This is a genomic window from Pseudomonas sp. lyk4-R2A-10 (assembly GCF_030209075.1).
Taxonomy (GTDB): domain Bacteria; phylum Pseudomonadota; class Gammaproteobacteria; order Pseudomonadales; family Pseudomonadaceae; genus Aquipseudomonas; species Aquipseudomonas glycinae.
This window is the reverse complement of the sequence record NZ_JARVSR010000013.1, coordinates 70,804-93,254: the sequence shown is the minus strand read 5'-3', so window position 1 is coordinate 93,254 and position 22,451 is coordinate 70,804. Positions and strand designations below refer to the sequence as shown.

At 59.8% G+C, this 22,451-nt stretch carries 22 protein-coding genes; 14 read left to right on the top strand and 8 right to left on the bottom strand.

Annotated features, from left to right (window positions below):
- Window positions 1–31: 31 nt before the first annotated feature.
- The 3 genes from QRN46_RS24060 to QRN46_RS24050 all read right to left on the bottom strand — a co-directional run bounded on the left by QRN46_RS24060 (window position 32) and on the right by QRN46_RS24050 (window position 2,907).
- Window positions 32–388 carry a hypothetical protein gene (locus tag QRN46_RS24060; protein ID WP_064382109.1) on the bottom strand — a complete coding sequence of 119 codons (357 nt, stop codon included), beginning with the start codon at window positions 386–388 and terminating at the stop codon, window positions 32–34.
- Window positions 389–472: 84 nt separating this feature from the next.
- Window positions 473–2,326: an Lnb N-terminal periplasmic domain-containing protein gene (locus tag QRN46_RS24055; RefSeq protein ID WP_285357681.1), complete on the bottom strand. Its 1,854-nt coding sequence runs from the start codon at window positions 2,324–2,326 to the stop codon at window positions 473–475.
- Between the two features lie 92 nt (window positions 2,327–2,418).
- A complete protein-coding gene (locus tag QRN46_RS24050) occupies window positions 2,419–2,907 on the bottom strand; it encodes a DUF3015 domain-containing protein (protein WP_007950971.1) in 489 nt (162 codons plus the stop codon).
- Window positions 2,908–3,208: 301 nt separating this feature from the next.
- Here QRN46_RS24050 and QRN46_RS24045 point away from each other — a divergent pair, with 301 nt between their 5' ends.
- Window positions 3,209–5,647 (top strand): Lon protease family protein, encoded by a 2,439-nt coding sequence (locus QRN46_RS24045; RefSeq protein WP_011336016.1) that lies wholly within the window; start codon window positions 3,209–3,211, stop codon window positions 5,645–5,647.
- A 242-nt stretch (window positions 5,648–5,889) separates the two neighbouring features.
- The gene (locus QRN46_RS24040) at window positions 5,890–6,219 is read left to right on the top strand and encodes a PA4575 family protein (protein WP_007950969.1); all 330 of its coding nucleotides are present in this window, start codon (window positions 5,890–5,892) and stop codon (window positions 6,217–6,219) included.
- A 21-nt stretch (window positions 6,220–6,240) separates the two neighbouring features.
- Here the strand turns inward: QRN46_RS24040 and QRN46_RS24035 are convergent, their stop codons facing one another.
- Entirely contained in the window at window positions 6,241–8,070 is a 1,830-nt protein-coding gene (locus QRN46_RS24035) for a hypothetical protein (RefSeq protein WP_011336015.1), read from the bottom strand.
- Between the two features lie 162 nt (window positions 8,071–8,232).
- Here QRN46_RS24035 and QRN46_RS24030 point away from each other — a divergent pair, with 162 nt between their 5' ends.
- From QRN46_RS24030 to bamJ, 3 genes are all read left to right on the top strand, one after another.
- A complete protein-coding gene (locus tag QRN46_RS24030; RefSeq protein WP_007950967.1) occupies window positions 8,233–8,721 on the top strand; it encodes a TIGR00645 family protein in 489 nt (162 codons plus the stop codon).
- A 135-nt stretch (window positions 8,722–8,856) separates the two neighbouring features.
- On the top strand, window positions 8,857–9,162 hold the full coding sequence (locus tag QRN46_RS24025; RefSeq protein ID WP_011336014.1) for a DUF6482 family protein: 306 nt from the start codon (window positions 8,857–8,859) through the stop codon (window positions 9,160–9,162).
- 126 nt (window positions 9,163–9,288) lie between these two features.
- On the top strand, window positions 9,289–9,906 hold the full coding sequence (bamJ, locus tag QRN46_RS24020) for a BamJ family beta-barrel-assembly machinery protein (RefSeq protein ID WP_011336013.1): 618 nt from the start codon (window positions 9,289–9,291) through the stop codon (window positions 9,904–9,906).
- 49 nt (window positions 9,907–9,955) lie between these two features.
- Here bamJ and QRN46_RS24015 read toward each other — a convergent pair whose 3' ends face one another.
- The 3 genes from QRN46_RS24015 to QRN46_RS24005 form a co-directional block, all read right to left on the bottom strand.
- Window positions 9,956–10,213 (bottom strand): PA4570 family protein, encoded by a 258-nt coding sequence (locus tag QRN46_RS24015; protein WP_007950964.1) that lies wholly within the window; start codon window positions 10,211–10,213, stop codon window positions 9,956–9,958.
- Between the two features lie 207 nt (window positions 10,214–10,420).
- Window positions 10,421–10,762, bottom strand: a complete 342-nt coding sequence (locus tag QRN46_RS24010) for a zinc ribbon domain-containing protein YjdM (RefSeq protein ID WP_011336012.1) — start codon at window positions 10,760–10,762, stop codon at window positions 10,421–10,423.
- Window positions 10,763–10,887: 125 nt separating this feature from the next.
- Complete coding sequence (locus QRN46_RS24005; RefSeq protein ID WP_007950962.1) at window positions 10,888–11,856, bottom strand: polyprenyl synthetase family protein; 969 nt, start codon at window positions 11,854–11,856, stop codon at window positions 10,888–10,890.
- Window positions 11,857–12,097: 241 nt separating this feature from the next.
- On the opposite strand from QRN46_RS24005, the gene rplU reads away from it, so the two are divergent.
- The 5 genes from rplU (at window position 12,098) to QRN46_RS23980 (ending at window position 15,850) form a co-directional block, all read left to right on the top strand.
- Window positions 12,098–12,409 carry a 50S ribosomal protein L21 gene (gene rplU, locus QRN46_RS24000; RefSeq protein ID WP_003228361.1) on the top strand — a complete coding sequence of 104 codons (312 nt, stop codon included), beginning with the start codon at window positions 12,098–12,100 and terminating at the stop codon, window positions 12,407–12,409.
- A gap of 35 nt (window positions 12,410–12,444) precedes the next feature.
- Window positions 12,445–12,702: a 50S ribosomal protein L27 gene (gene rpmA / locus QRN46_RS23995; RefSeq protein WP_003228360.1), complete on the top strand. Its 258-nt coding sequence runs from the start codon at window positions 12,445–12,447 to the stop codon at window positions 12,700–12,702.
- Between the two features lie 193 nt (window positions 12,703–12,895).
- Window positions 12,896–14,119 carry an Obg family GTPase CgtA gene (cgtA, locus tag QRN46_RS23990; protein ID WP_011336011.1) on the top strand — a complete coding sequence of 408 codons (1,224 nt, stop codon included), beginning with the start codon at window positions 12,896–12,898 and terminating at the stop codon, window positions 14,117–14,119.
- Window positions 14,120–14,256: 137 nt separating this feature from the next.
- Window positions 14,257–15,375, top strand: a complete 1,119-nt coding sequence (proB, locus tag QRN46_RS23985; protein WP_041475432.1) for a glutamate 5-kinase — start codon at window positions 14,257–14,259, stop codon at window positions 15,373–15,375.
- A 10-nt stretch (window positions 15,376–15,385) separates the two neighbouring features.
- A complete protein-coding gene (locus QRN46_RS23980; RefSeq protein ID WP_011336009.1) occupies window positions 15,386–15,850 on the top strand; it encodes a CreA family protein in 465 nt (154 codons plus the stop codon).
- A gap of 115 nt (window positions 15,851–15,965) precedes the next feature.
- Here QRN46_RS23980 and rpsT read toward each other — a convergent pair whose 3' ends face one another.
- Window positions 15,966–16,238: a 30S ribosomal protein S20 gene (gene rpsT, locus QRN46_RS23975; protein WP_011336008.1), complete on the bottom strand. Its 273-nt coding sequence runs from the start codon at window positions 16,236–16,238 to the stop codon at window positions 15,966–15,968.
- A 252-nt stretch (window positions 16,239–16,490) separates the two neighbouring features.
- Between rpsT and murJ the strand changes: the two genes are divergently transcribed.
- The 4 genes from murJ to lspA all read left to right on the top strand — a co-directional run bounded on the left by murJ (window position 16,491) and on the right by lspA (window position 22,447).
- Window positions 16,491–18,029 carry a murein biosynthesis integral membrane protein MurJ gene (murJ, locus tag QRN46_RS23970; RefSeq protein ID WP_011336007.1) on the top strand — a complete coding sequence of 513 codons (1,539 nt, stop codon included), beginning with the start codon at window positions 16,491–16,493 and terminating at the stop codon, window positions 18,027–18,029.
- Window positions 18,030–18,158: 129 nt separating this feature from the next.
- Window positions 18,159–19,097, top strand: coding sequence for a bifunctional riboflavin kinase/FAD synthetase (gene ribF, locus QRN46_RS23965; protein ID WP_007959537.1), 939 nt, complete (start codon window positions 18,159–18,161; stop codon window positions 19,095–19,097).
- 13 nt (window positions 19,098–19,110) lie between these two features.
- Window positions 19,111–21,942: an isoleucine--tRNA ligase gene (ileS, locus tag QRN46_RS23960; protein ID WP_201818684.1), complete on the top strand. Its 2,832-nt coding sequence runs from the start codon at window positions 19,111–19,113 to the stop codon at window positions 21,940–21,942.
- Window positions 21,935–22,447: a signal peptidase II gene (gene lspA, locus QRN46_RS23955; protein ID WP_011336004.1), complete on the top strand. Its 513-nt coding sequence runs from the start codon at window positions 21,935–21,937 to the stop codon at window positions 22,445–22,447. The genes ileS and lspA overlap by 8 nt, the downstream gene beginning before the upstream one ends.
- Window positions 22,448–22,451: the final 4 nt, after the last annotated feature.

Here is a 22,451-nt window from a genome sequence, read left to right as displayed (position 1 = left end):
CAAAAGGTTTCGCTGGATGTCTGGAAGCGACCTACTGCGAACGATAAGCCCGCGCTGCGCCCTGATCCTTCTCCTGCTGCCAGGCGCGTTCGCGTTCGTCCCAGTGTTCGTTGCGATACTGTTCGCGATCCTTGTTTTCCAGCATCGCCTGACACTGGCGGAAGCCGTCGCTCCAGCCTTCGGCGTATTGCTTGTCCTTGAGATAACGCGGCACGTTCTTGCGAAACTCGCCGCTGATCGAGCCGGCGGCCTGGCGACCGCTGATGCAACCGTCATCGAAACCGTCAGCGAACGCCGGTGGATAACCCTTGGCAATCAGATCTTCGTGGGTGCTCTGACAGCCACCCAGCAACAGCAACACGCCCGCAAAACACACACAGCGCCACATCACACTCTCCCGGGCCGTCAAACGGCTGATAAGGAAAGTCTAGAAGCGGATTCGTCGATGGGTCGTGAAAGAAAGATCAAAACCTCAGTAGTGATACCACTTCACTTCCAGCATCACTTCGGTCTCCGGCGTGGCCAGATGGCTGAACTCACGCTGGGCGCTCAGACGCAGGCCGAGGTTGCGCGACAATTCCCACTGCTGATTCAGGCTCAGGCTACGGCGTACTTCACCGTTGAAGAAGTAATCACCTTTGGCCTCCAGGCTGAGATTGCCCAACGGGTTTTTCCACAGTACGCCGGTATTGAAACCGCCTGCGGGGGAAACGAACTCGGCGAAATCATTGTTGTGTTCAACGCGCACCGTGCCGAGGGCGAACCCCAGCACATCGTCAGCCAACGCCCAGGTGCCGCCACCGCCACCGTTGACGTGGCTGACCAATGTCTCGTCATCGTGCTTGCCCGGTACGCGTTCAAGACCACCGGTGACTTGCCACGACAGCGGTTGCAACAGCGCATTGCGCGGCGTCAGCGAGCGGATGGTCGCCAGATCCAGTTGCTGGAACTGCCAGTGATTGCCTTCGTACTGGCGCAGCTTCATCTGCAGGATTTCGATCTGTGCGCCGAGGGGGAAACTCTCGGCGTTGTCGTTGAGATCGTGATAGGCCATGCGCAAGCCGTACTCGCCGAATGCGCGGTCACCGCGAGTGCCGAGACCGGCCTGCCAGGTGCGCGATTCGTGTCCGTCTTCGGGCAGGCCCGGTTGAGGAATCTGCAGCTCCGGCGCCGGGTTCTTGTTGATCGCCCGCAGCAGTTCGAAACTGCGCTGGGCGCGCTGTGGATCCCGTTCCTGGCCGTTGGCGCGGTAGCGCTCCAGCCGATACGCCGCGTCAACAATCAGCGCCTGGCGATCCCGAGGCAGGGCCTTGAAGGACGGGTCCTGAAGTTGCTGTTGATCGGCGCTGACCTTCAGCACCCAGTCCTGTTCTTCGCCGCTCAGGGGCTCGGCGCGGCTGAGCAGTTCGCGCTCGCGGGACGGGCGGTATTCGATGTGCTCGACCAGACCGGCTTCCTTCACCGCTTTGACGGTGTCGGTGGGGATCGCCGTCAGCGGGAATTGCTCGGTCAGGCGCAGGCTCGGACGGGCGACCTGCAACAGTTCGAGCAGGCGATAGGAGCAGTTTTCATCGAAGAAGAAGTAGTCGAACTGGATCTGCTTCAGCTCCCACACATGCTCGACCATCCGCGCTGTTTCGGCTTGCGTCAGATTGAGCCGGTATTCCCACAGGTCGCGGTTTTCCAGGCTGCGGTATTCCGAGAGTTTTTCCTGATACGGCACCAGCGCGAACAGTCCCGGATAACCACCCATCAGGCCTTTCCAGGCGTAAAGAATGCTGTTGTCCGAGCCTTCGATGTAGGCGCCGAAGTTGATCGCGTAACTGAGCAACGAAGTCTTGTCGCTTTGCACGTCGGCCTGGTCGATGCGCAGCAGGGTATGGCCGAACATCGACGACGGGCTGTTGAGATAGGCCGCCGGGAAAATCATCACTGCGCTGTGGGGGGAGACGTCCTTGAACCATTTCTTGAATTCGGCGCAGTCCGGCGTCGGCAGGTCGGTCAGGTTGAGTTGATCTTTCAGCCAGCGGGTGCGTGCCGGGTAGACGCACTGGGCGTGTTGCTCACCGAGACTGGCGGGGGCGTACAGCGCCTGCACGGTGGCGGCCAGTTCATGGTCGGGGTGTTCGTTGCCGTCGGGGGCGAGGAAGAATTTTTTGTCACTGACGTAGCTGCGCCAGCCACCGAGCTTGGCGGTTTCGTAATGGCCGAGGGAAATCCAGAATCGGTCGTTGGCCAGTTGCTGCAAACGTTGAGGGTCGATGTGGGGCGCGGCGGACAGCGGGGCGCAGACACACAGCGCCAGCCAGGCAAGGCGTTTGAGCATAAATGGCAACTTAAGTCGAAAAGAAACAAAGCCCGGAAAGGGCGGGCCGAAAAAATAAAACCCGCTTCCCGAAGGAAGCGGGTGGGTCGAGCTTAAGCCTGAGTCGCGTACTTGGCCAGACGTGGGTCTGCCTTCAGAACGGCCAGGGTGTTGGTATGCACGTCTTCGGCGGTCACGTCAGCCTTGCTGAAGATCTGCTGGAAGTGCTCGTGAGTGACGGCAGCGAAGTGCGCACGGTCTTCCGGCGCCACGCCCAGTACCACGGCATAGGTCGTCAGCGCTTCGCCGTTGCCTTTTGCCATGTCTTCGGACAGCTCGTTCATCATGCCATTCATGGCAAACCAGGATTTGCCGCCATAGGTCAGCGAAGCGTTGGTGGAGCAACCGTTGGTGCCGGACGTCATGCCGAACGTGGCGTTACCGGAAGTGCCGTTAGTGGTGGATGCCAGGAAGTGAGCCGGGGTGCCACGCTGACCTTCGAACAGCATGTTGCCCCAACCGCAATCCGGGCCGCCTGGAGCTTGCGCCATTGCGTTGATGGATACAGCGGTGAAGAGAGTACCGAGAAGAATCCGTTTCATAGCTTTGTTCTCTTTATGTGCATACCAATGGACAGGGTTCTGGCCCCCCAAGCTCTGTACGAAACAGATCCAAACGAAGCCAGTGGGCCGGTATTAGTTCCAGCCGCGCAGTTTGGAGTTTAGGCGCGTTCCCGGGGTTCCGTGATTTTTTAAGAAAGATTTGGCGATACCCCCGGTTTCACGGGGGCTGCGTCAAGGTCGGCCGGTTGTCTATGCTTTGTCGTGTGGCGCGCCTTGCCAGTGGGGCTCGGGCAGCGCCAGAATGCCGCTATCTGCCCCGCCTGATTGTTAAGGAAGCCCGATGCCTGATCCTGTTGCTGCCAGCTTGCGTCTAGCGCCCGAAGCGCTGACCCGTCCGTTTTCCGCTGAACAGTTCAGCTTCACTACCACCAATGATCTGGAGCCCTTTCGCGGTGTGCTCGGCCAGGAACGTGCGGTCGAAGCCTTGCAGTTCGGTGTGGCCATGCCACGCCCCGGTTACAACGTGTTCGTCATGGGCGAGCCCGGCACCGGCCGGTTCTCGTTCGTCAAACGCTACCTGAAGGCCGAAGGCAAACGCCTGCAGACCCCGGCGGACTGGGTCTACGTCAACAATTTCGATGAGCCGCGCGAGCCCCGTGCCCTGGAACTGCCATCGGGCACTGCCGGTGCTTTTATCGGCGATATCAACGGCCTGATCGACAACCTGCTGGCGACCTTTCCTGCGGTGTTCGAACACCCGTCCTACCAGCAGAAAAAGAGCGCCATCGACCGCGCCTTCAACCAGCGCTATGACAAGGCACTGGATGTCATCGAACGTCTGGCTTTGGAAAAAGACGTCGCCCTGTATCGCGACAGCAGCAACATTGCCTTCACCCCGATGCTCGAAGGCAAGGCGCTGGACGAAGCTGAATTCGCTCAATTGCCGGAAGCCGAGCGCGAACGCTTTCACGACGATATTTCCGCTCTCGAAGAACGCCTGAACGAAGAACTCGCCAGCCTGCCGCAATGGAAGCGTGAGTCGAGCAACCAGTTGCGTCAGCTCAACGAAGAAACCATCACCCTGGCGTTGCAGCCCTTGCTCGCACCGCTGTCGGAAAAGTACGCGGAAAACGCGGCCGTCTGCGGCTATCTGCAAGCGATGCAGGTCTATCTGCTGAAAACCGTGGTCGAGCAACTGGTCGATGACAGCAAGACCGACGCCGTCGCGCGCAAGCTGCTGGAAGAGCAATACGCCCCCAGCCTGGTGGTCGGCCATCCGGCCAGCGGCGGTGCGCCGGTGGTGTTCGAGCCGCATCCGACCTACGAAAACCTGTTCGGCCGTATCGAGTACACCACCGATCAAGGCGCGCTCTACACCACCTATCGCCAGCTGCGTCCGGGTGCGTTGCACCGTGCAAACGGTGGTTTCCTGATCCTTGAAGCAGAAAAAATGCTCGGCGAGCCGTTCGTGTGGGATGCGCTCAAGCGCGCCCTGCAATCGCGCAAGCTGAAGATGGAGTCGCCGCTGGGCGAGATGGGCCGTTTCGCCACCATGACGCTCAACCCTCAGCACATTCCGCTGCAGGTCAAAGTGATCATCATCGGTGCCCGTCAGCTGTATTACACGCTGCAGGACCTCGATCCGGACTTCCAGGAGATGTTCCGCGTTCTGGTGGACTTCGACGAAGACATCCCGATGGTCGACGAAAGCCTGGAGCAGTTCGCCCAGTTGCTGAAAACCCGCACTTCGGAAGAGGGCATGGCGCCGCTGACCGCCGACGCGGTGGCGCGCCTGGCGACTTACAGTGCGCGTCTGGCCGAACACCAGGGGCGTTTGTCGGCGCGGATCGGCGATCTGTTTCAGTTGGTCAGCGAGGCGGATTTCATCCGGCATCTGGCCAACGATGAAATGACCGACGCCGGCCACATCGAGCGTGCGCTCAAGGCCAAGGCCACTCGCACCGGTCGGGTGTCGGCGCGGATTCTCGACGACATGCTGGCGGGGATCATCCTGATCGATACCGATGGGGCGGCGGTCGGCAAGTGCAACGGGCTGACGGTGCTCGAAGTCGGTGACTCGGCGTTCGGTGTGCCGGCGCGGATTTCCGCCACGGTGTACCCGGGCGGCAGCGGCATCGTCGACATCGAACGTGAGGTCAACCTCGGCCAGCCGATCCACTCCAAGGGCGTGATGATTCTTACCGGGTATCTGGGCAGCCGTTACGCCCAGGAATTCCCGCTGGCGATTTCCGCGAGCATCGCGCTGGAGCAATCCTACGGCTACGTCGATGGCGACAGTGCGTCGCTGGGCGAGGCGTGCACGCTGATTTCGGCGTTGTCGAAAACCCCGCTCAAGCAATGCTTCGCGATCACCGGCTCGATCAACCAGTTCGGTGAAGTGCAGGCGGTGGGCGGGGTCAACGAGAAGATCGAAGGCTTCTTCCGTCTCTGCGAAGCGCGCGGGCTGACGGGCGAGCAGGGCGCGATCATTCCGCAGGCCAACGTCGCCACCTTGATGCTCGATGAGAAGGTGCTGGCAGCGGTGCGTGCCGGGCAGTTCCACGTTTACGCGGTGCGTCAGGCCGACGAAGCGTTGAGCCTGCTGGTGGGCGAGCCGGCCGGTGAGCCGAACGAACAGGGCGAATTTCCGGAAGGCAGCGTCAACGCGCGGGTGGTGGAGCGTCTGCGGGTGATTGCCGAGATGATCAGCGAAGAGGATCTGAAGGAGGCCGAGAAGGAACTGGCGCAGGAGGCGCTGGCGGAGGCCAAACCGGCCTGAGTCAGCGGCAGTCAAAAAAACGGGAGTCTTGGCTCCCGTTTTTGTTTTGTCGCGAACGTCGGCAAAAGTGCCATCACTCTGGCGTCAATATTCACACAATGACCATTCGGCGCCTTCTGGTTCTGGGCGGCTTGCGCGGCGGACTTTTCTTCTATTCTCTGCTCAAGGACATCGACAGTATCACTGGATCGAAACAGCTCTTCAGCAAGGGCTGAACACCGGCTTTACCGAGGGTCGCCGCCATGTCGCGCAACCTCTGCCTCACCCGTCAATGCCTGGGTCTCGTGACCCGTATCGAATGCGCCATCAAGCCGTTGGCCGGCGATAACGGCATGTGGACATTGCTCTTCGCCGCCGGCATGGCTGGTGAACAACCTTCCGCCATCAAAGCCCAGGGCCCGTTTCACGGGCCGATCGCCGCCGAGTCGATTCTCGACACCATCGTTGAAAGCCTGACGATGCACGGCTATGAGCTGGCCAATGATCCACAGATCTGGTCGTTGCATCTGCAGGCGCAGTTGCGGCAGATCAACGGTGGGCGCGGACGCAGTATCGGCACTTTCGATCACTAGAGTGCCGATCATCAGCGCCGATCAGGGTGCAGCGCCCTGGGTCTGCGCCTTGTCGAGTTTGACCTCAAAGCCGTATTGCACGGTGGCGAGGTCGGTTCGCTGGTAGGTTTCCACGTGCGTCGGACGGCCATAGAAATAATGCACGCCGAATAACGCCGGCCCTTCCGCGCTCGCGTCGTGGCTGACCGACAGAATCTGCTTCAGGTAATGACCGCTGTCGTCCTTGACGAAGAAGCGCCATTCGTTGGCCGGGTATCGCTTCAAATCCACCACCAACGCGTTGTTCCTGATTTCCAGACCTTTGGGCAGGGCCTTGGCTTCATAAGCCTGTTTGTCCACCGTGGCCAGGAACAACGGCATCGAGCCGACGGCAATCGCCGGGGTTTCCGGGAACAGGTTCAGGTCGTAGGTGATGGTCGCCTGTAGTGGATCGACCTGGTATGCCTCGGGCGGCAGCTCGATGGGCTCGTCGAGTTTGCCGTTGTGCTTTTCAGTGAAGAACGTCACCGGGCTTTCGCCGGGGCTGAAGTCGTCGCCGAGCATTTCATCATTGAAGGTTTTGCGGTGGTCGAATTCGATGCGCGCGGCGCTTGGTTCTTCAACCGACTGGCGGATATGAACGCCGCTTTTCAGCTGTTCTTCAGTCAGGGACGCGCCTTTGAGCCATTCGGGAGCCTGATCGTCGTAGACAGTGATCGGCAGGTCGAGCGGCTGCACGGCTTTTTCCGTGGTATGCGGATCGAATTCGCGCACCGGCAGGTCCAGCGCCTTGCGGGTGACGGTCGCCTCGGAAAAATCCAGCAGGCTGACTTCGAGGGTGTCGATCGGGCCGTTGAAGTACACCTTGTTGTAGTGGTGCGGATGCTGTTGCTCAAAGGCCTGTTGTTCATCGTCCAGCTTTTTTTCCAGCGCCTCGCTCCAGGCTTTTTGCTGCTGCAGGTACGCCAACTGCTTTTGATAGAACGCCACCTGCTCGGGGTTTTCGTTGATGGCGCCGGCACGCACCAGATATTGGCCCGTCGAGTCGCGGGCCTGAACGATCAACGGATTGAGCCGGGTGTTGGCGACTTCCGGGGCGAGCGGCAGCTGGTTGCTGAACTCGAGTTCGGCGTAGTGCGTGTCCAGTTTCAGCAGGGTCACGCTGAGGTTGCCGTCGGAGCGGGTCTGGCCGACGTCCTTTTTGTCCAGGTTGAAACTGTGCAGGCGTTTCGGGGCGATGACTTCCACCTGGCCTTGCAGGCTGACCGGGCGCGGCAGGTTCTTCTTGTCGACATTCAGCCCTTCGATGAACGGGTAGGTGACGGTCAGGTCATCGGGGTTGGTGACGTTGGAGCTGGACGGACTCAACTGAATGCCCGGATCGGTCTCCGACCATTCCGGCTGATAGGCGATGATCCGTTTGTTGCTCAGGGTCACCGAATGCCATTCCACGCCATGGGGGAACAGAAAACCGCCGGGGATGTTGAGCACGAAGGGGAACACCGGCTGCAGGTCGGTGAGGTAATCGGAACTGGAGTCCTTGTGCAGCACGAACAGGCCATTGATGAACGTGTCGACCAGCGCCTGGGGTGTTGGGTAATGCCTGAGCACGCCGAGAGCGTCCTCGCCGTATTCGGTGCGGGGCGGTTTGTTGTCGAGCTTCTGTTGTGCGCGTTCAAGCAACAGCAGCGAACCGCCGAGTTCGGTCACGGCGTCCTTGAGTTTCGGGTCGGTGATGGCGTCCAGCGATTGCTCGAACCGCGCAGTCTTTTCTTCGAGGCTGACGGCGGGTTTTTCATCGCCGGGCGAACACCCGCCAAGCAATATGGCGAGACAAATTCCGGCAGTCGTTATCGGCAATCGCACATCCATTTCCAGTCGTCCTGTCCACTGTCGCTGGGCTGTCAATGGTTTGGACACTAGCAGAAAAACTTTGACACACACACGCAGGTGGCGGATTTCCGGGCGGTTTCTGGCTGTCATGGGCGGCTGGTATACTCGCCGCCGATTTCAACCCTTCTTGTGTGAGAGTCAATGGAACGCTTTATCGAAAATGCAATGTACGCCACGCGCTGGCTGCTGGCGCCGATCTACATCGGGCTGTCCCTGGGGCTGCTGGCGCTGGCATTGAAATTCTTCCAGGAAGTGTTTCATGTCATTCCCAATGTCTTCTCCATGGCCGAGTCCGAGCTGATTCTGGTGCTGCTGTCGCTGATCGACATGGCGCTGGTCGGTGGCTTGCTGGTGATGGTGATGATTTCCGGCTACGAGAACTTCGTGTCCGAGCTGAACATCGATGAAGGCAAGGAAAAGCTCAGCTGGCTGGGCACCATGGACTCCTCGTCACTGAAGATGAAAGTGGCGGCGTCGATCGTGGCGATCTCCTCGATCCACCTGCTGCGGATCTTCATGGATGCCAAGAATGTCGATCCCGAACACCTGATGTGGTACGTGATCATTCACATGACCTTCGTGATTTCGGCGTTCGCCATGGGTTATCTGGACAAGCTCACCAAGCACTGATGCGCTGTCGTTGGCTGTAACAAAACCGCCCGTCTGTTGCGAAACAGACGGGCGGTGTCGTTTGTGGCTTGTACTTTGTTCGGCCGAGGCATATCCCTGTAGGTCTCAAGGCTTGCCACCGCGTGAGGTGCGTTCATGAACCTGCAAGAACTGAATGCGTTTGCCGTCGCCAGAAAGGTCGACGAACTGAACCTGATCTCCATGGAAGGCGGAATCTATCTGCTTGAAGCCCGGATGCATGGTGCGGCGTACCCGCTGAGCGATGCGCAGGGAAAAATGCTGACACTGCGTTCGGTCGAGCATGCCCGGGATGTGCTGCATAACTTTCCGATGCTGCCGTTCAACCTGGTGCACACCTCGGTGCACGATGAAATGTGCGGTCTTGGCGCCAGTGCCGAAGAAAGCCTGAAGGTGCCGCTGGCCTGGCGGTCCGCACTGTAGGCCCAGGGGCCTGATCATTGCCGGAACATCTGTGCTAGTCTGCTCGCCCTTTTGGTTCCGGGCGCGCCGGGACGCGCTGTGTACGCACGGCGTGTTCCGAGGCCGTCCGCACAGCGGAGCAGTGTCATGTCCGAAGTAAATCTGTCCACCGACGAAACCCGCGTCAGCTACGGTATCGGCCGTCAGCTGGGTGACCAGCTGCGCGACAACCCGCCACCGGGTGTCAGCCTGGACGCCATCCTGGCCGGTCTGACCGACGCATTCGCCGGCAAGGAAAGCCGTGTCAGCCAGGAAGCCATGTCCGCCAGCTTCAAGGTGATCCGCGAGATCATGCAAGCTGAAGCCGCTGCCAAGGCTGAAGCCGCCGCAGGCGAAGGTCTGGCATTCCTGGCTGAAAACGCCAAGAAAGAAGGCATCACGACTTTGGCATCCGGCCTGCAGTTCGAAGTGCTGACTCAGGGTGAAGGCGCCAAGCCATCCCGTGAAGACACCGTGCGTACTCACTACCACGGCACACTGATCGACGGCACTGTGTTCGACAGCTCCTACGAGCGCGGCCAGCCGGCTGAATTCCCGGTCGGTGGCGTTATCGCGGGCTGGACCGAAGCCCTGCAACTGATGAATGCCGGCAGCAAATGGCGTCTGTACGTGCCGAGCGAACTGGCTTACGGCGCTCAAGGCGTTGGCAGCATCCCGCCGCACAGCGTTCTGGTATTTGACGTCGAGCTGCTCGAGGTTCTGTAATCCCGTTACCCTGCACAAGCGTGGCTTGTGCAGGGTTTCTCCGCGTTTTTCATACTTCGATCTTGTTGTGCAGTTCACTGGTCGGGCGCAAGGCCCGGGCATAGCAGAACAGGAACAGATTGCGCACCAGCTCCTTGAGCACCAATGGCTCGCTGGAACTCAGGCCGCTGACGTCCAGATCCCCTTGATCCTGCAACTCGTGCAGGGCTTCTTCTTCCAGTACGGCACAGACTTCACCGGTTTCCCGATGCAGGATTCTGAGGTACGGGTGCGGGCGATCCAGCCAGGCGTCGATCAAATAAGTCATGGGTCTCATCTCCATTGAAAGGGTTTCAATGAGAATAATTCTTATTCGTCAAATAGCAAGCGCCTATTGGCGGTTTGTGATTTTTTGCGGGTAAAGATTGCGTAAGGTCAAAACAGCTGGCGTTTGGCTATCGCGAGGATTTGCTGGGGATTGCGGGGGAGGGTGAAGCTCCATCCCACGGCGGGCGCGGGATGGAAGACAGCAGACTCAGACTTTTCTGACGAACTCGGATTTGAGTTTCATCGGGCCGATGCCGTCGATCTTGCAGTCGATGTCGTGATCGCCATCGCACAGGCGGATGTTCTTGACCTTGGTGCCGACCTTGACCACCAGCGAGGTGCCTTTGACCTTCAGGTCCTTGATCACGGTGATGGTGTCGCCGTCTTGCAGGACGTTACCGACCGAATCTTTCTTCACGGCATCATCGGACGTCACTTCGGCTTCACCGCCGGCAGACCACTCGTGGGCGCACTCCGGGCACACCAGTTGGGTGCCGTCTTCGTAGGTGTATTCGGAATTGCATTTCGGGCAGGGTGGCAACGTGCTCACTAAGGCTCCTTGGAGAGGGGATCGCTAAAAGTCGCACATTGTATAGGGTTTTAACCGCTGATGGCAGGCAACAAAAAACCGCAGGCTCCAACGGAGGCTGCGGTTTTTTGATGACGCGATGCTGATCAGTGCGTGCGGGCGACCGCGAACTCGCTCAGCTCAACCAGTGCATCGCGGTATTCGCTGGCCGGCAGCGCGTCGAGGCACTTGATCGCGCGAGCCACGTAATCACGGGCCAGTTGCGCGGTGTATTCCAGCGAACCGGAGGCTTCCACGGCGATACGGATGCTTTCCAGGTCTTCGATCCCGCCTTTCTGGATCGCCTGGCGTACCAGTGCGGCTTGCTCCGGCGTGCCTTCGCGCATGGTGTAGATCAGCGGCAGGGTCGGCTTGCCTTCGGCCAGATCGTCACCGACGTTCTTGCCCAGGGTTTCGGCGTCGCCCTTGTAGTCGAGCAGGTCGTCGACCAGCTGGAACGCAACGCCCAGGTGATCACCGAAAGTGCGCAGGGCTTCGCTCTGCTCGGCGGTCGCGCCAGCCAGTGCTGCGGCGCTGTGTGTCGAAGCCTCGAAGAGCATCGCGGTCTTGCCGCGGATGACTTCCATGTAGGTTTCTTCGGTGGTGCTGGCGTCGCGAACCTTGGACAGTTGCAGCACTTCGCCTTCGGCGATGATGCGCGTGGCCTGGGACAGGATTTTCATCACCGGCATCGAGCCCAGTTCGACCATCATCTCGAACGAGCGCGAGTACAGGAAGTCGCCGACCAGCACGCTCGGGGCGTTGCCCCACATGGCGTTGGCGGTCGAACGGCCACGGCGCATGCCGGACATGTCGACCACGTCGTCATGCAGCAGGGTGGCGGTGTGCAGGAATTCGATGGTAGCGGCCAGCAGGCGCATGTCGTCGCCTTCGCGACCCAAGGCCTTGCCGCACAGCAGCACCAATAAAGGACGCAGGCGTTTGCCGCCGGCCGACGTGATGTAATCGCCGATTTTCGATACCAGCGGCACTCGGGAAGTCAGCTGCTTCTTGATGATGCCGTCGACGGCGCTAAAATCGTCCGCCACCGCGCGGTAGAAAGCTTGGGGTTGCATCAGCGACAGGTGCTCCAGAAGGGTTGCGCGGCATGCTAGGACCCACGTCCGGGCCTGTCAAGGCGCGATGGACGGCCCCTTGCATGACTTCGAAGGCTTGCGTACAATCGCGCACCCTGAACTTCCTGGGCAGCACCTGCCTTACGCAATTGCACTTGGGCCGTTCCAGCCCCATGCAGCCATGCCAGCCAATACCTCTTCTTATAAAGAGCTGGGTGAGCAGGATTATCGGAGAAATACCATGTACGCAGTAATCGTTACCGGCGGTAAGCAATACAAGGTCGCTGAAGGTGAATACCTGAAGATCGAAAAACTGGAAGTCGCCACTGGCGAATCCGTGACTTTTGACCGCGTTCTGTTGGTCGCCAACGGCGACGACGTGAACATCGGCGCACCTGTTGTTGCTGGCGCAACCGTCAAGGCTGAAGTGATCTCCCAAGGTCGTCACGATAAAGTCCGCATCATCAAGTTCCGTCGCCGTAAGCACCACATGAAGCGTATGGGCCACCGCCAGTGGTTCACCGAGATCAAAATCACCGGTATTCAGGCTTAATTACAGCCTAATTCCTCACTAGGAGAATTGAACTCATGGCACACAAAAAAGCTGGTGGTAGTACCCGTAACGGTCGCGACTCAGAAGCCAAACGCCTTGGCGTGAAGATGTATGGCGGCCAGGTCATCAAGGCCGGCAACATCATCGTGCGTCAGCGCGGCACCCAATTCCACGCTGGCTACGGCGTTGGCATGGGTAAAGATCACACCCTCTTCGCGAAAATCGAAGGCGTGATCAAGTTTGAAGTAAAAGGCGCCTTCGGTCGTCGTTACGTGAGCGTTGTCGCAGCCTAACTGCGAGAGTGCTGGAGAAGCCCTGTCTTGCGACGGGGCTTTTTCGTTTGTGGGGTGAGTCTCTTGCAAAGCTGTTTGTATGGGCTGCCGGCGTGCGATGCAGGTCGTGGATTGGGGTCGCTGCGCTCATTTTTGCAAGAGTCTTATGTCTTGATTGTTTTTCGGCTCGTCCGTACGGCGAGAGGCGTTGGTTATGAAGTTTGTTGATGAAGTATCGATCCGCGTAAAGGCTGGTGACGGCGGCAATGGCTGCATGAGTTTCCGTCGGGAAAAGTTCATTGAAAACGGCGGTCCGAACGGTGGTGACGGCGGTGATGGCGGTTCCATCTTCATGATGGCCGACGAAAACCTGAATACCCTGGTTGACTACCGTTACACCCGGCACTTCGATGCCGAGCGTGGCTCCAACGGCGGCAGCACCGACTGCACCGGCAAGAAGGGTGAAGACCTGATCCTGCGCGTGCCGGTCGGCACCACCGTGATCGATTCCGCCACCCAGGAAGTCATTGGCGACCTGACCAAGGCTGGTCAGAAGCTGATGGTGGTTCAGGGCGGCTGGCACGGTCTGGGTAACACCCGTTTCAAATCCAGTACCAACCGTGCACCGCGTCAGACTACGCCGGGCAAGCCGGGCGAGCAGCGCGACCTGAAGCTGGAAATGAAGGTTCTGGCCGATGTCGGTCTGCTGGGCCTGCCGAACGCCGGTAAAAGTACCTTTATCCGTTCGGTGTCGGCTGCCAAGCCGAAAGTCGCCGATTACCCGTTCACCACTCTGGTGCCGAACCTCGGTGTGGTCAGTGTTGACCGCTGGAAGAGTTTCGTCATTGCCGACATTCCGGGTCTGATCGAAGGTGCTTCCGACGGTGCCGGCCTGGGGATCCGTTTCCTCAAGCACCTGGCGCGTACTCGTCTGTTGCTGCACCTCGTGGACATGGCGCCGCTGGATGAAAGCAGTGCGCCGGACGCCGCTGAAGTGATCGTCAACGAGCTGATCAAGTTCAGTCCGTCGCTGGCCGAGCGTGATCGCTGGCTGGTGCTGAACAAGTGCGACCAGATCCTCGAAGAAGAGCACGAAGCGCGGGTCAAGGAAATCGTTGATCGTCTGGAGTGGACCGGTCCGGTCTACGTGATTTCGGCCATTGCCAAAGAAGGCACCGAGCGCCTGACGCGCGACATCATGCGCTACCTGGAGGATCGTGCCGATCGCCTGGCCAATGATCCGGCCTACAAGGAAGAGCTGGCCGATCTCGATCAGCGCATCGAAGACGAAGCCCGTGCGCAGTTGCAGGCGCTGGATGACAAGCGTGCCCTGCGTCGCAGTGGCGTGAAGTCGGTTCACGACATCGGCGACGATGATTGGGACGAAGAAGATGTGGATGACGAAGACGGTCCGGAAATCATTTACGTGCGTGACTGATTCGTTGCAGTAAACTTAAGCGCCGCTCAATCGAGCGGCGTTTTAGTATCTGGAAATCGATTGTTGGTCACGAAGAATCACGAATAACGTCACGGGCAGAGCCAGGTCGCGCTGCCCTCAAGCTAAGGTTGAAGATGATGCGGAGCAAGGTGACAGGTGCGCAGCGTTGGGTCGTGAAGATCGGCAGCGCTTTGCTGACAGCGGATGGCAAAGGGCTGGATCGCACGGCAATGGGTGTCTGGGTCGAGCAGATGGTGGCTCTGCATGAGGCTGGCGTCGAGCTGGTGCTGGTGTCCTCCGGGGCGGTGGCGGCAGGCATGAGTCGCCTGGGCTGGACTGCGCGACCCAGTGCGATGCATGAGCTCCAGGCTGCCGCTGCAATCGGTCAGATGGGTCTGGTGCAAGCCTGGGAATCGAGCTTTGCCGAGCATGGCCGGCACACCGCGCAGATTCTTCTGACTCACGACGACCTGTCCGATCGCAAGCGTTACCTGAACGCCCGCAGCACCTTGCGTGCGCTGGTCGAGCTGAAAGTCATCCCAGTGATCAACGAGAACGACACCGTGGTCACTGACGAAATCCGCTTCGGCGACAACGACACGCTCGCGGCGCTGGTGGCCAACCTGGTCGAGGCTGATCTGCTGGTGATCCTGACGGATCGCGACGGCATGTTCGACGCCGATCCGCGCAGTAACCCTGACGCCCAACTGATTTACGAAGCGCGCGCCGATGATCCGACACTGGATGCGGTGGCGGGCGGTACTGGCGGTGCATTGGGTCGTGGCGGCATGCAGACCAAGCTGCGCGCGGCGCGGCTGGCGGCACGTTCCGGGGCGCATACCATCATTGTTGGTGGGCGTCTGGAGCGCGTGCTTGATCGTCTGAAGGCGGGCGAGCGCATCGGTACGCTGCTGTCGCCTGAGCGCGGCATGCTCGCGGCGCGCAAGCAGTGGCTGGCCGGGCATCTGCAAACCCGTGGCACGCTGGTGCTGGATGATGGCGCGGTTTCTGCGTTGTCCCAGGGCAACAAAAGTCTGCTGCCGGTCGGCGTCAAACTGGTTCAGGGCAGTTTCCGTCGCGGCGAAATGGTGGTTTGCGTGGCGCCGGACGGTCGTGAGATCGCCCGCGGCCTGGCGAACTACAGTGCTCTGGAAGCACAAAAAATCATCGGTCAGTCGTCAGATGCGATTGTCGGTTTGCTGGGTTACATGGCTGAGCCGGAACTGGTTCATCGTGACAACCTGATTCTGGTGTAAGGAAAACGCGATGTGCATGGCAAAAGGATTGTTGGGCTTGCTGATGGCGCTGCCATTGCTGGCCTCGGCCGAGGAAATCGGTCAGGTGTCGACGGTGTTCAAGTTTGTCGGGCCGAACGACCGGATCGTGGTCGAGGCATTCGATGATCCAAAGGTCGAGGGTGTGACTTGCTACCTGTCGCGCGCCAAAACGGGCGGTGTGAAGGGTGGGTTGGGGCTGGCCGAGGATCGTGCCGAGGCGTCCATTGCTTGTCGTCAGGTCGGGCCGATCAACTTCAAGGGTGAATTGAAGGATGGCGAAGAGGTGTTCAAAGAGCGCACTTCGTTGGTGTTCAAGACCATGCAGGTGGTGCGCTTCCTCGACAAGAAGCGCAATACGCTGGTGTATCTGGTCTACAGCGATCGCCTGATCGAGGGCAGCCCGCAGAATGCGGTGACGGCGATCCCGATTCTGCCGTGGGCATCGGCTCATTAATCGCGCGTAAAAAAAGAGGAGCCGGTTGGCTCCTCTTTTTTTTGGCCTTGATTTCAGCAAAATCACAGGCAATAAAAAACCGACCCTGAGGTCGGTTTTTTAATGACTACGTCGCTTAGGCAGCTGCTTTCAGTGCCTTGACGTGGCCATTCAGGCGGCTCTTATGGCGAGCAGCCTTGTTCTTGTGGATGATGCCTTTATCGGCCATACGGTCGATAACTGGCACAGCCAGAACGTATGCAGCTTGAGCTTTTTCAGCGTCTTTTGCGTCGATGGCTTTAACTACATTCTTGATGTAGGTACGAACCATGGAACGCAGGCTGGCGTTGTGGCTGCGACGCTTCTCAGCCTGTTTTGCACGTTTTTTGGCGGAAGGTGAGTTGGCCACCGTCGAGCTCCTCGAAAGACTTTTTAGGAAATAGCAAACAAAATAGGCCGCGAATCATGCCGATGAAGAGATGTCTTGTCAAGGGCGCTTGAGACGTTCCGCTAAGTGGTAGGTATAAAGAGGCGGGATATTTATTTCCGGCGCTTGACCTGTAAACTCGCGAGCTTTGGCTCTGTGCTGTTGCGGCGCGGAGTATCGCACAAGTGGGCGCGTTATTCGCCTGCTGTTTATCGACAGGCACACATTCCTTCAATGAATCTGCTCAAATCGTTGGCCGCCGTCAGCTCTATCACGATGCTTTCCCGGATTCTCGGGTTTGTTCGCGACACGCTCATTGCCCGCATCTTCGGCGCCGGAATGGCGACCGACGCCTTCTTTATCGCCTTCAAACTGCCCAATCTGCTGCGCAGGATCTTCGCCGAGGGGGCATTTTCCCAGGCTTTTGTGCCGATTCTGGCCGAATATAAAAGCCAGAAGGGCGAAGAGGCGACCCGCACCTTTATTGCCTACGTTTCCGGCCTGCTGACGCTGGTACTGGCGCTGGTCACCGCGCTGGGCATGATCGCCGCGCCCTGGGTGATCTGGGCCACGGCGCCGGGTTTCACCGATACGCCGGAAAAATTCCAGCTGACCTCCGACCTGCTGCGAGTGACCTTCCCTTATATATTGCTGATCTCCCTGTCTTCGCTGGCGGGTGCGATCCTCAATACCTGGAACCGCTTCTCGGTGCCAGCGTTCGTGCCGACCCTGCTCAACGTCAGCATGATCGTGTTTTCGCTGTTCCTGACGCCGTATTTCGATCCGCCGGTCATGGCCCTCGGTTGGGCAGTGTTGGTAGGTGGACTGGCGCAATTGCTCTATCAACTGCCTCACCTGAAAAAAATCGGCATGCTGGTGCTGCCACGCCTGAATCTGCGCGACACCGGCGTCTGGCGGGTGATGAAGCAGATGTTACCGGCGATCATCGGCGTTTCGGTCAGCCAGATTTCCCTGATCATCAACACTATTTTCGCCTCGTTCCTGGTGGCGGGCTCGGTGTCGTGGATGTATTACGCCGACCGTTTGATGGAGTTGCCGTCCGGTGTACTCGGTGTGGCGCTGGGCACGATCCTGCTGCCGACACTGGCCAAGACCTACGCCAGCAAGGATCGCCACGAATATTCGCGGATACTCGACTGGGGCCTGCGGCTGTGCTTCGTGCTGGTACTGCCGTGTGCGCTGGCGTTGGGGATTCTGGCCGAGCCGTTGACGGTTTCGCTGTTCCAGTACGGCCAGTTCAGCGGATTTGACGCGGAGATGACGCAGCGGGCATTGATTGCCTATTCTGTCGGTCTGCTTGGGATCATCGTGATCAAAGTGCTGGCGCCCGGCTTTTATGCGCAACAAAACATCCGTACGCCGGTAAAAATCGCAATCTTCACTCTGGTAGTTACTCAGCTGTTCAACCTGGTGCTGATCGGTCCGCTGGCCCATGCCGGTCTGGCGTTGGCGATCAGTGCCGGTGCCTGCCTTAATGCCGGGTTGCTGTTCTATCAACTGCGCAAACAACAGATGTATCAACCACAGCCGGGCTGGTTGAAGTTCGGTTTCAAGCTGTTGGTCGCGGTGGCGGTGATGTCGGCGGTGCTGTTGATCGGCATGCATTTCATGCCCGCGTGGGATCAGGGTCACATGTTGGAGCGCTTCCTGCGCCTGGGCGCCCTGGTGGTTGCCGGTGTGGTGGCTTACTTCGGCATGTTGCTGCTGCTCGGTTTCCGCCTGCGCGACTTCAATCGCAAGGCCTTGAGCTGAGGTTTCACCCTTGAAAAGCGGGCGCGAGCCGGCAGTTTTGTCGGCTCGTTCACTTTGGGTTACGGTGTTGCCTGTCGTCGGCCGTCGGGTGTGGTTATAATCGGCCACTTTATGAGCAAGAAGCGCGTTATGCAGCTGGTTCGAGGCCTCCACAATCTGCGCCCCCAGCATCGGGGCTGCGTCGCCACTATTGGCAACTTTGACGGTGTTCACCGCGGTCACCAGGCCATCCTGGCCCGACTGCGTGAGCGTGCGCTCGAGTTGGGCGTACCCAGCTGCGTGGTGATTTTTGAGCCGCAGCCACGGGAATTCTTTGCCCCGGAGACCGCGCCGGCGCGCCTGGCCCGGTTGCGCGACAAGCTGCAACTGCTGGCCGCCGAAGGCGTCGACCGGGTTCTGTGCCTGGCGTTCAACCAGCGCCTGAGCAAGCTCAGCGCCAGCGAGTTCGTTGATACCATCCTGGTTGATGGCCTCGGCGTGCAGCATCTGGAGGTCGGTGACGATTTCCGCTTCGGTTGCGACCGTCTCGGCGATTTCGATTTCCTGTTGCAGGCCGGGCAGGTCCACGGTTTTACCGTGGAAGCGGCGCAAACCGTCGAGCTGGACGGCATCCGCGTCAGCAGCACTCAGGTGCGCAACGCGCTGGCCGCCGCCGATTTTGCCTTGGCCGAGCGCCTGCTGGGTCGCCCGTACCGGATTGCCGGGCGCGTGCTGCATGGCCAGAAGTTGGCCCGCCAGTTGGGTACGCCCACGGCGAATATTCAACTCAAACGCCGTCGCGTGCCGTTCACCGGGGTTTACCTGGTCGACGTCGACATCGACGGCAAGACCTGGCCCGGCGTCGCCAATATCGGCGTGCGGCCCACGGTGCAAGGTGATGGCAAGGCCCACCTTGAAGTCCATCTTTTAGATTTTGCCGGCGATCTGTATGACCGGCGTTTGACGGTGGTTTTCCACCAGAAGCTGCGTGAAGAGCAGCGTTTCGCCTCCCTGGAGGCATTGAAAACGGCGATCAGCGCGGATGTCGCCGCCGCCCGTGCACTAGCCGCACCTAGCGCCCATCGCTAATGAAGAGCCTTAAATGACCGACTATAAAGCCACGCTAAACCTTCCGGACACCGCCTTCCCAATGAAGGCCGGCCTGCCACAGCGCGAACCGCAGATCCTGCAGCGCTGGGACAGTATTGGCCTGTACGGAAAGTTGCGCGAGATTGGCAAGGATCGTCCGAAGTTCGTCCTGCACGACGGCCCTCCGTACGCCAACGGTACGATCCACATCGGTCACGCACTGAACAAGATTCTCAAGGACATGATCATCCGCTCGAAGACCCTGTCGGGCTTCGACGCGCCGTATGTCCCGGGCTGGGATTGCCACGGCCTGCCGATCGAGCACAAGGTTGAAGTGACCCACGGCAAGAACCTTGGCGCGGACAAGACCCGCGAACTGTGCCGTGCCTACGCCACCGAGCAGATCGAAGGGCAGAAGACCGAGTTCATCCGCCTCGGCGTGCTGGGCGACTTCGCCAATCCGTACAAGACCATGAACTTCAAGAACGAGGCCGGTGAAATCCGCGCCCTCGCCGAAATCGTCAAGGGCGGTTTCGTGTTCAAGGGCCTGAAGCCTGTGAACTGGTGCTTCGATTGCGGTTCGGCCCTGGCCGAAGCGGAAGTCGAGTACGAGAACAAGAAGTCCTCGACCATCGACGTCGCGTTCCCGATCGCTGACGAGGCCAAACTGGCCGCCGCGTTCGGTCTGCCATCGCTGGCCAAACCTGCTGCCATCGTGATCTGGACCACCACCCCGTGGACCATCCCGGCCAACCAGGCGCTGAACGTTCACCCGGAATTCACCTACGCCCTGGTCGACATCGGCGACAAGCTGCTGGTGCTGGCTGAAGAGCTGGTCGAATCCTGCCTGACCCGTTACGGCGTCGAAGGCACTGTATTGGCGACCGCTCCGGGTTCGGCGCTGGAACTGATCAATTTCCGTCACCCGTTCTACGACCGTCTGTCGCCAGTGTACCTGGCCGACTACGTGGAACTGGGCGCCGGCACCGGCGTGGTTCACTCCGCCCCGGCCTACGGCGTGGACGACTTCGTGACCTGCAAAAAATACGGCATGGTCAACGACGACATCCTCAACCCGGTACAGAGCAACGGCGTCTACGTGCCGTCGCTGGAGTTCTTCGGCGGCCAGTTCATCTGGAAGGCCAACCCGGCCATCGTCGACAAGCTGACCGAAGTCGGTGCGCTGCTGCACACCACCGTCATCGAACACAGCTACATGCACTGCTGGCGCCACAAGACCCCGCTGATCTATCGCGCTACCGCGCAATGGTTCATCGGCATGGACAAGGAGCCGGTATCCGGCGACACCCTGCGCGTACGCTCGCTCAAAGCCATCGAAGACACCAAGTTCGTCCCGGCCTGGGGCCAGGCGCGCCTGCATTCGATGATCGCCAACCGTCCGGACTGGTGCATCTCCCGTCAGCGCAACTGGGGCGTGCCGATCCCGTTCTTCCTGAACAAGGAAAGCGGTGAACTGCACCCACGGACCGTCGAGCTGATGGAAGAAGTCGCCAAGCGCGTTGAAGTCGAAGGCATCGAAGCCTGGTTCAAACTCGACGCTGCCGAACTGCTGGGCGATGAAGCGCCGCAGTACGACAAGATCAGCGACACCCTCGACGTCTGGTTCGACTCGGGCACCACCCACTGGCACGTCCTGCGCGGTTCGCACCCGATGGGCCACGAGACCGGCCCGCGTGCCGACCTTTACCTGGAAGGTTCGGACCAGCACCGTGGCTGGTTCCACTCTTCCTTGCTGACCGGCTGCGCCATCGACAATCACGCGCCGTACCGCGAGCTGCTGACTCACGGCTTCACCGTCGACGAGACGGGCCGCAAGATGTCCAAGTCGCTGAAAAACGTGATTGAGCCGAAAAAGATCAACGACACCCTGGGTGCCGACATCATGCGCCTGTGGGTGGCCTCGACCGATTATTCGGGCGAAATCGCCGTGTCGGACCAGATCCTGGCCCGCAGCGCCGATGCCTACCGTCGTATCCGCAATACCGCACGTTTCCTGCTGTCGAACCTGACCGGTTTCAACCCGGCCACCGACATCCTGCCGGCCGAAGACATGCTGGCGCTGGATCGTTGGGCCGTGGACCGTGCCCTGCTGCTGCAACGCGAATTGCAGGAAAACTACGGCGAATACCGTTTCTGGAACGTCTACTCGAAGATCCACAACTTCTGCGTGCAGGAGCTGGGTGGTTTCTATCTGGACATCATCAAGGATCGCCAGTACACCACCGGCGCCGACAGCAAGGCCCGTCGTTCGTGCCAGACCGCGCTGTTCCACATCTCCGAAGCGCTGGTGCGCTGGATCGCGCCGATCCTGGCCTTCACCGCCGACGAACTGTGGCAATACCTGCCGGGCGAGCGCAACGAATCGGTGATGCTCAACACCTGGTACGAAGGCCTGACCGAGTTGCCGGAAGGCTTCGAGCTGGGTCGCGAGTACTGGGATCGCATCATGGAAGTGAAGGTGGCGGTCAACAAAGAGATGGAAATCCAGCGCGCGGCCAAGGCCGTCGGTGGCAACCTGCAAGCCGAAGTGACGCTGTTCGCCGAAGACGCGCTGACTGCCGACCTGGCCAAACTGAGCAACGAGTTGCGCTTTGTCCTGATCACCTCGACTGCCACTGTTGCGCCGTTCGTGCAGGCTCCAGCCGACGCTGTGGCCACCGAAGTCAGCGGGCTGAAGCTGAAGATCGTCAAATCCGCCTTCCCGAAATGCGCCCGTTGCTGGCACTGCCGCGAAGACGTCGGCGTGAACCCGGAGCATCCGGAGATCTGCGGCCGTTGCGTGGACAACATCGATGGCGCCGGTGAGGTTCGTCACTATGCCTAATGCCGTTGGCCGTTTCGGACGGCTGAGCTGGCTCTGGTTGAGCTTGCTGGTTCTGGTCATCGACCAGGCCAGCAAGTTCTACTTCGAAGGCAAGCTCGAGATGTTCCAGCAGATCGTGGTCATTCCCGATCTGTTCAGCTGGACGCTGGCCTACAACACCGGCGCTGCCTTCAGCTTCCTCGCGGACAGCTCCGGCTGGCAGCGCTGGCTGTTTGCCCTGATCGCGATTGCGGTCAGTGCGGTGCTGGTGGTCTGGCTCAAACGCCTGGGTCGCAACGAAACCTGGCTGGCCATTGCGCTGGCGCTGGTGCTGGGCGGCGCACTGGGCAACCTTTATGACCGCATTGCCCTCGGCCATGTGATCGATTTCATTCTGGTGCACTGGCAGAACCGCTGGTACTTCCCGGCGTTCAATTTCGCCGACAGCGCCATCACCGTTGGCGCGGTGATGCTGGCACTGGACATGTTCAAAAGTAAAAAAACCGGAGAAGCCGTTCATGACTGAACAG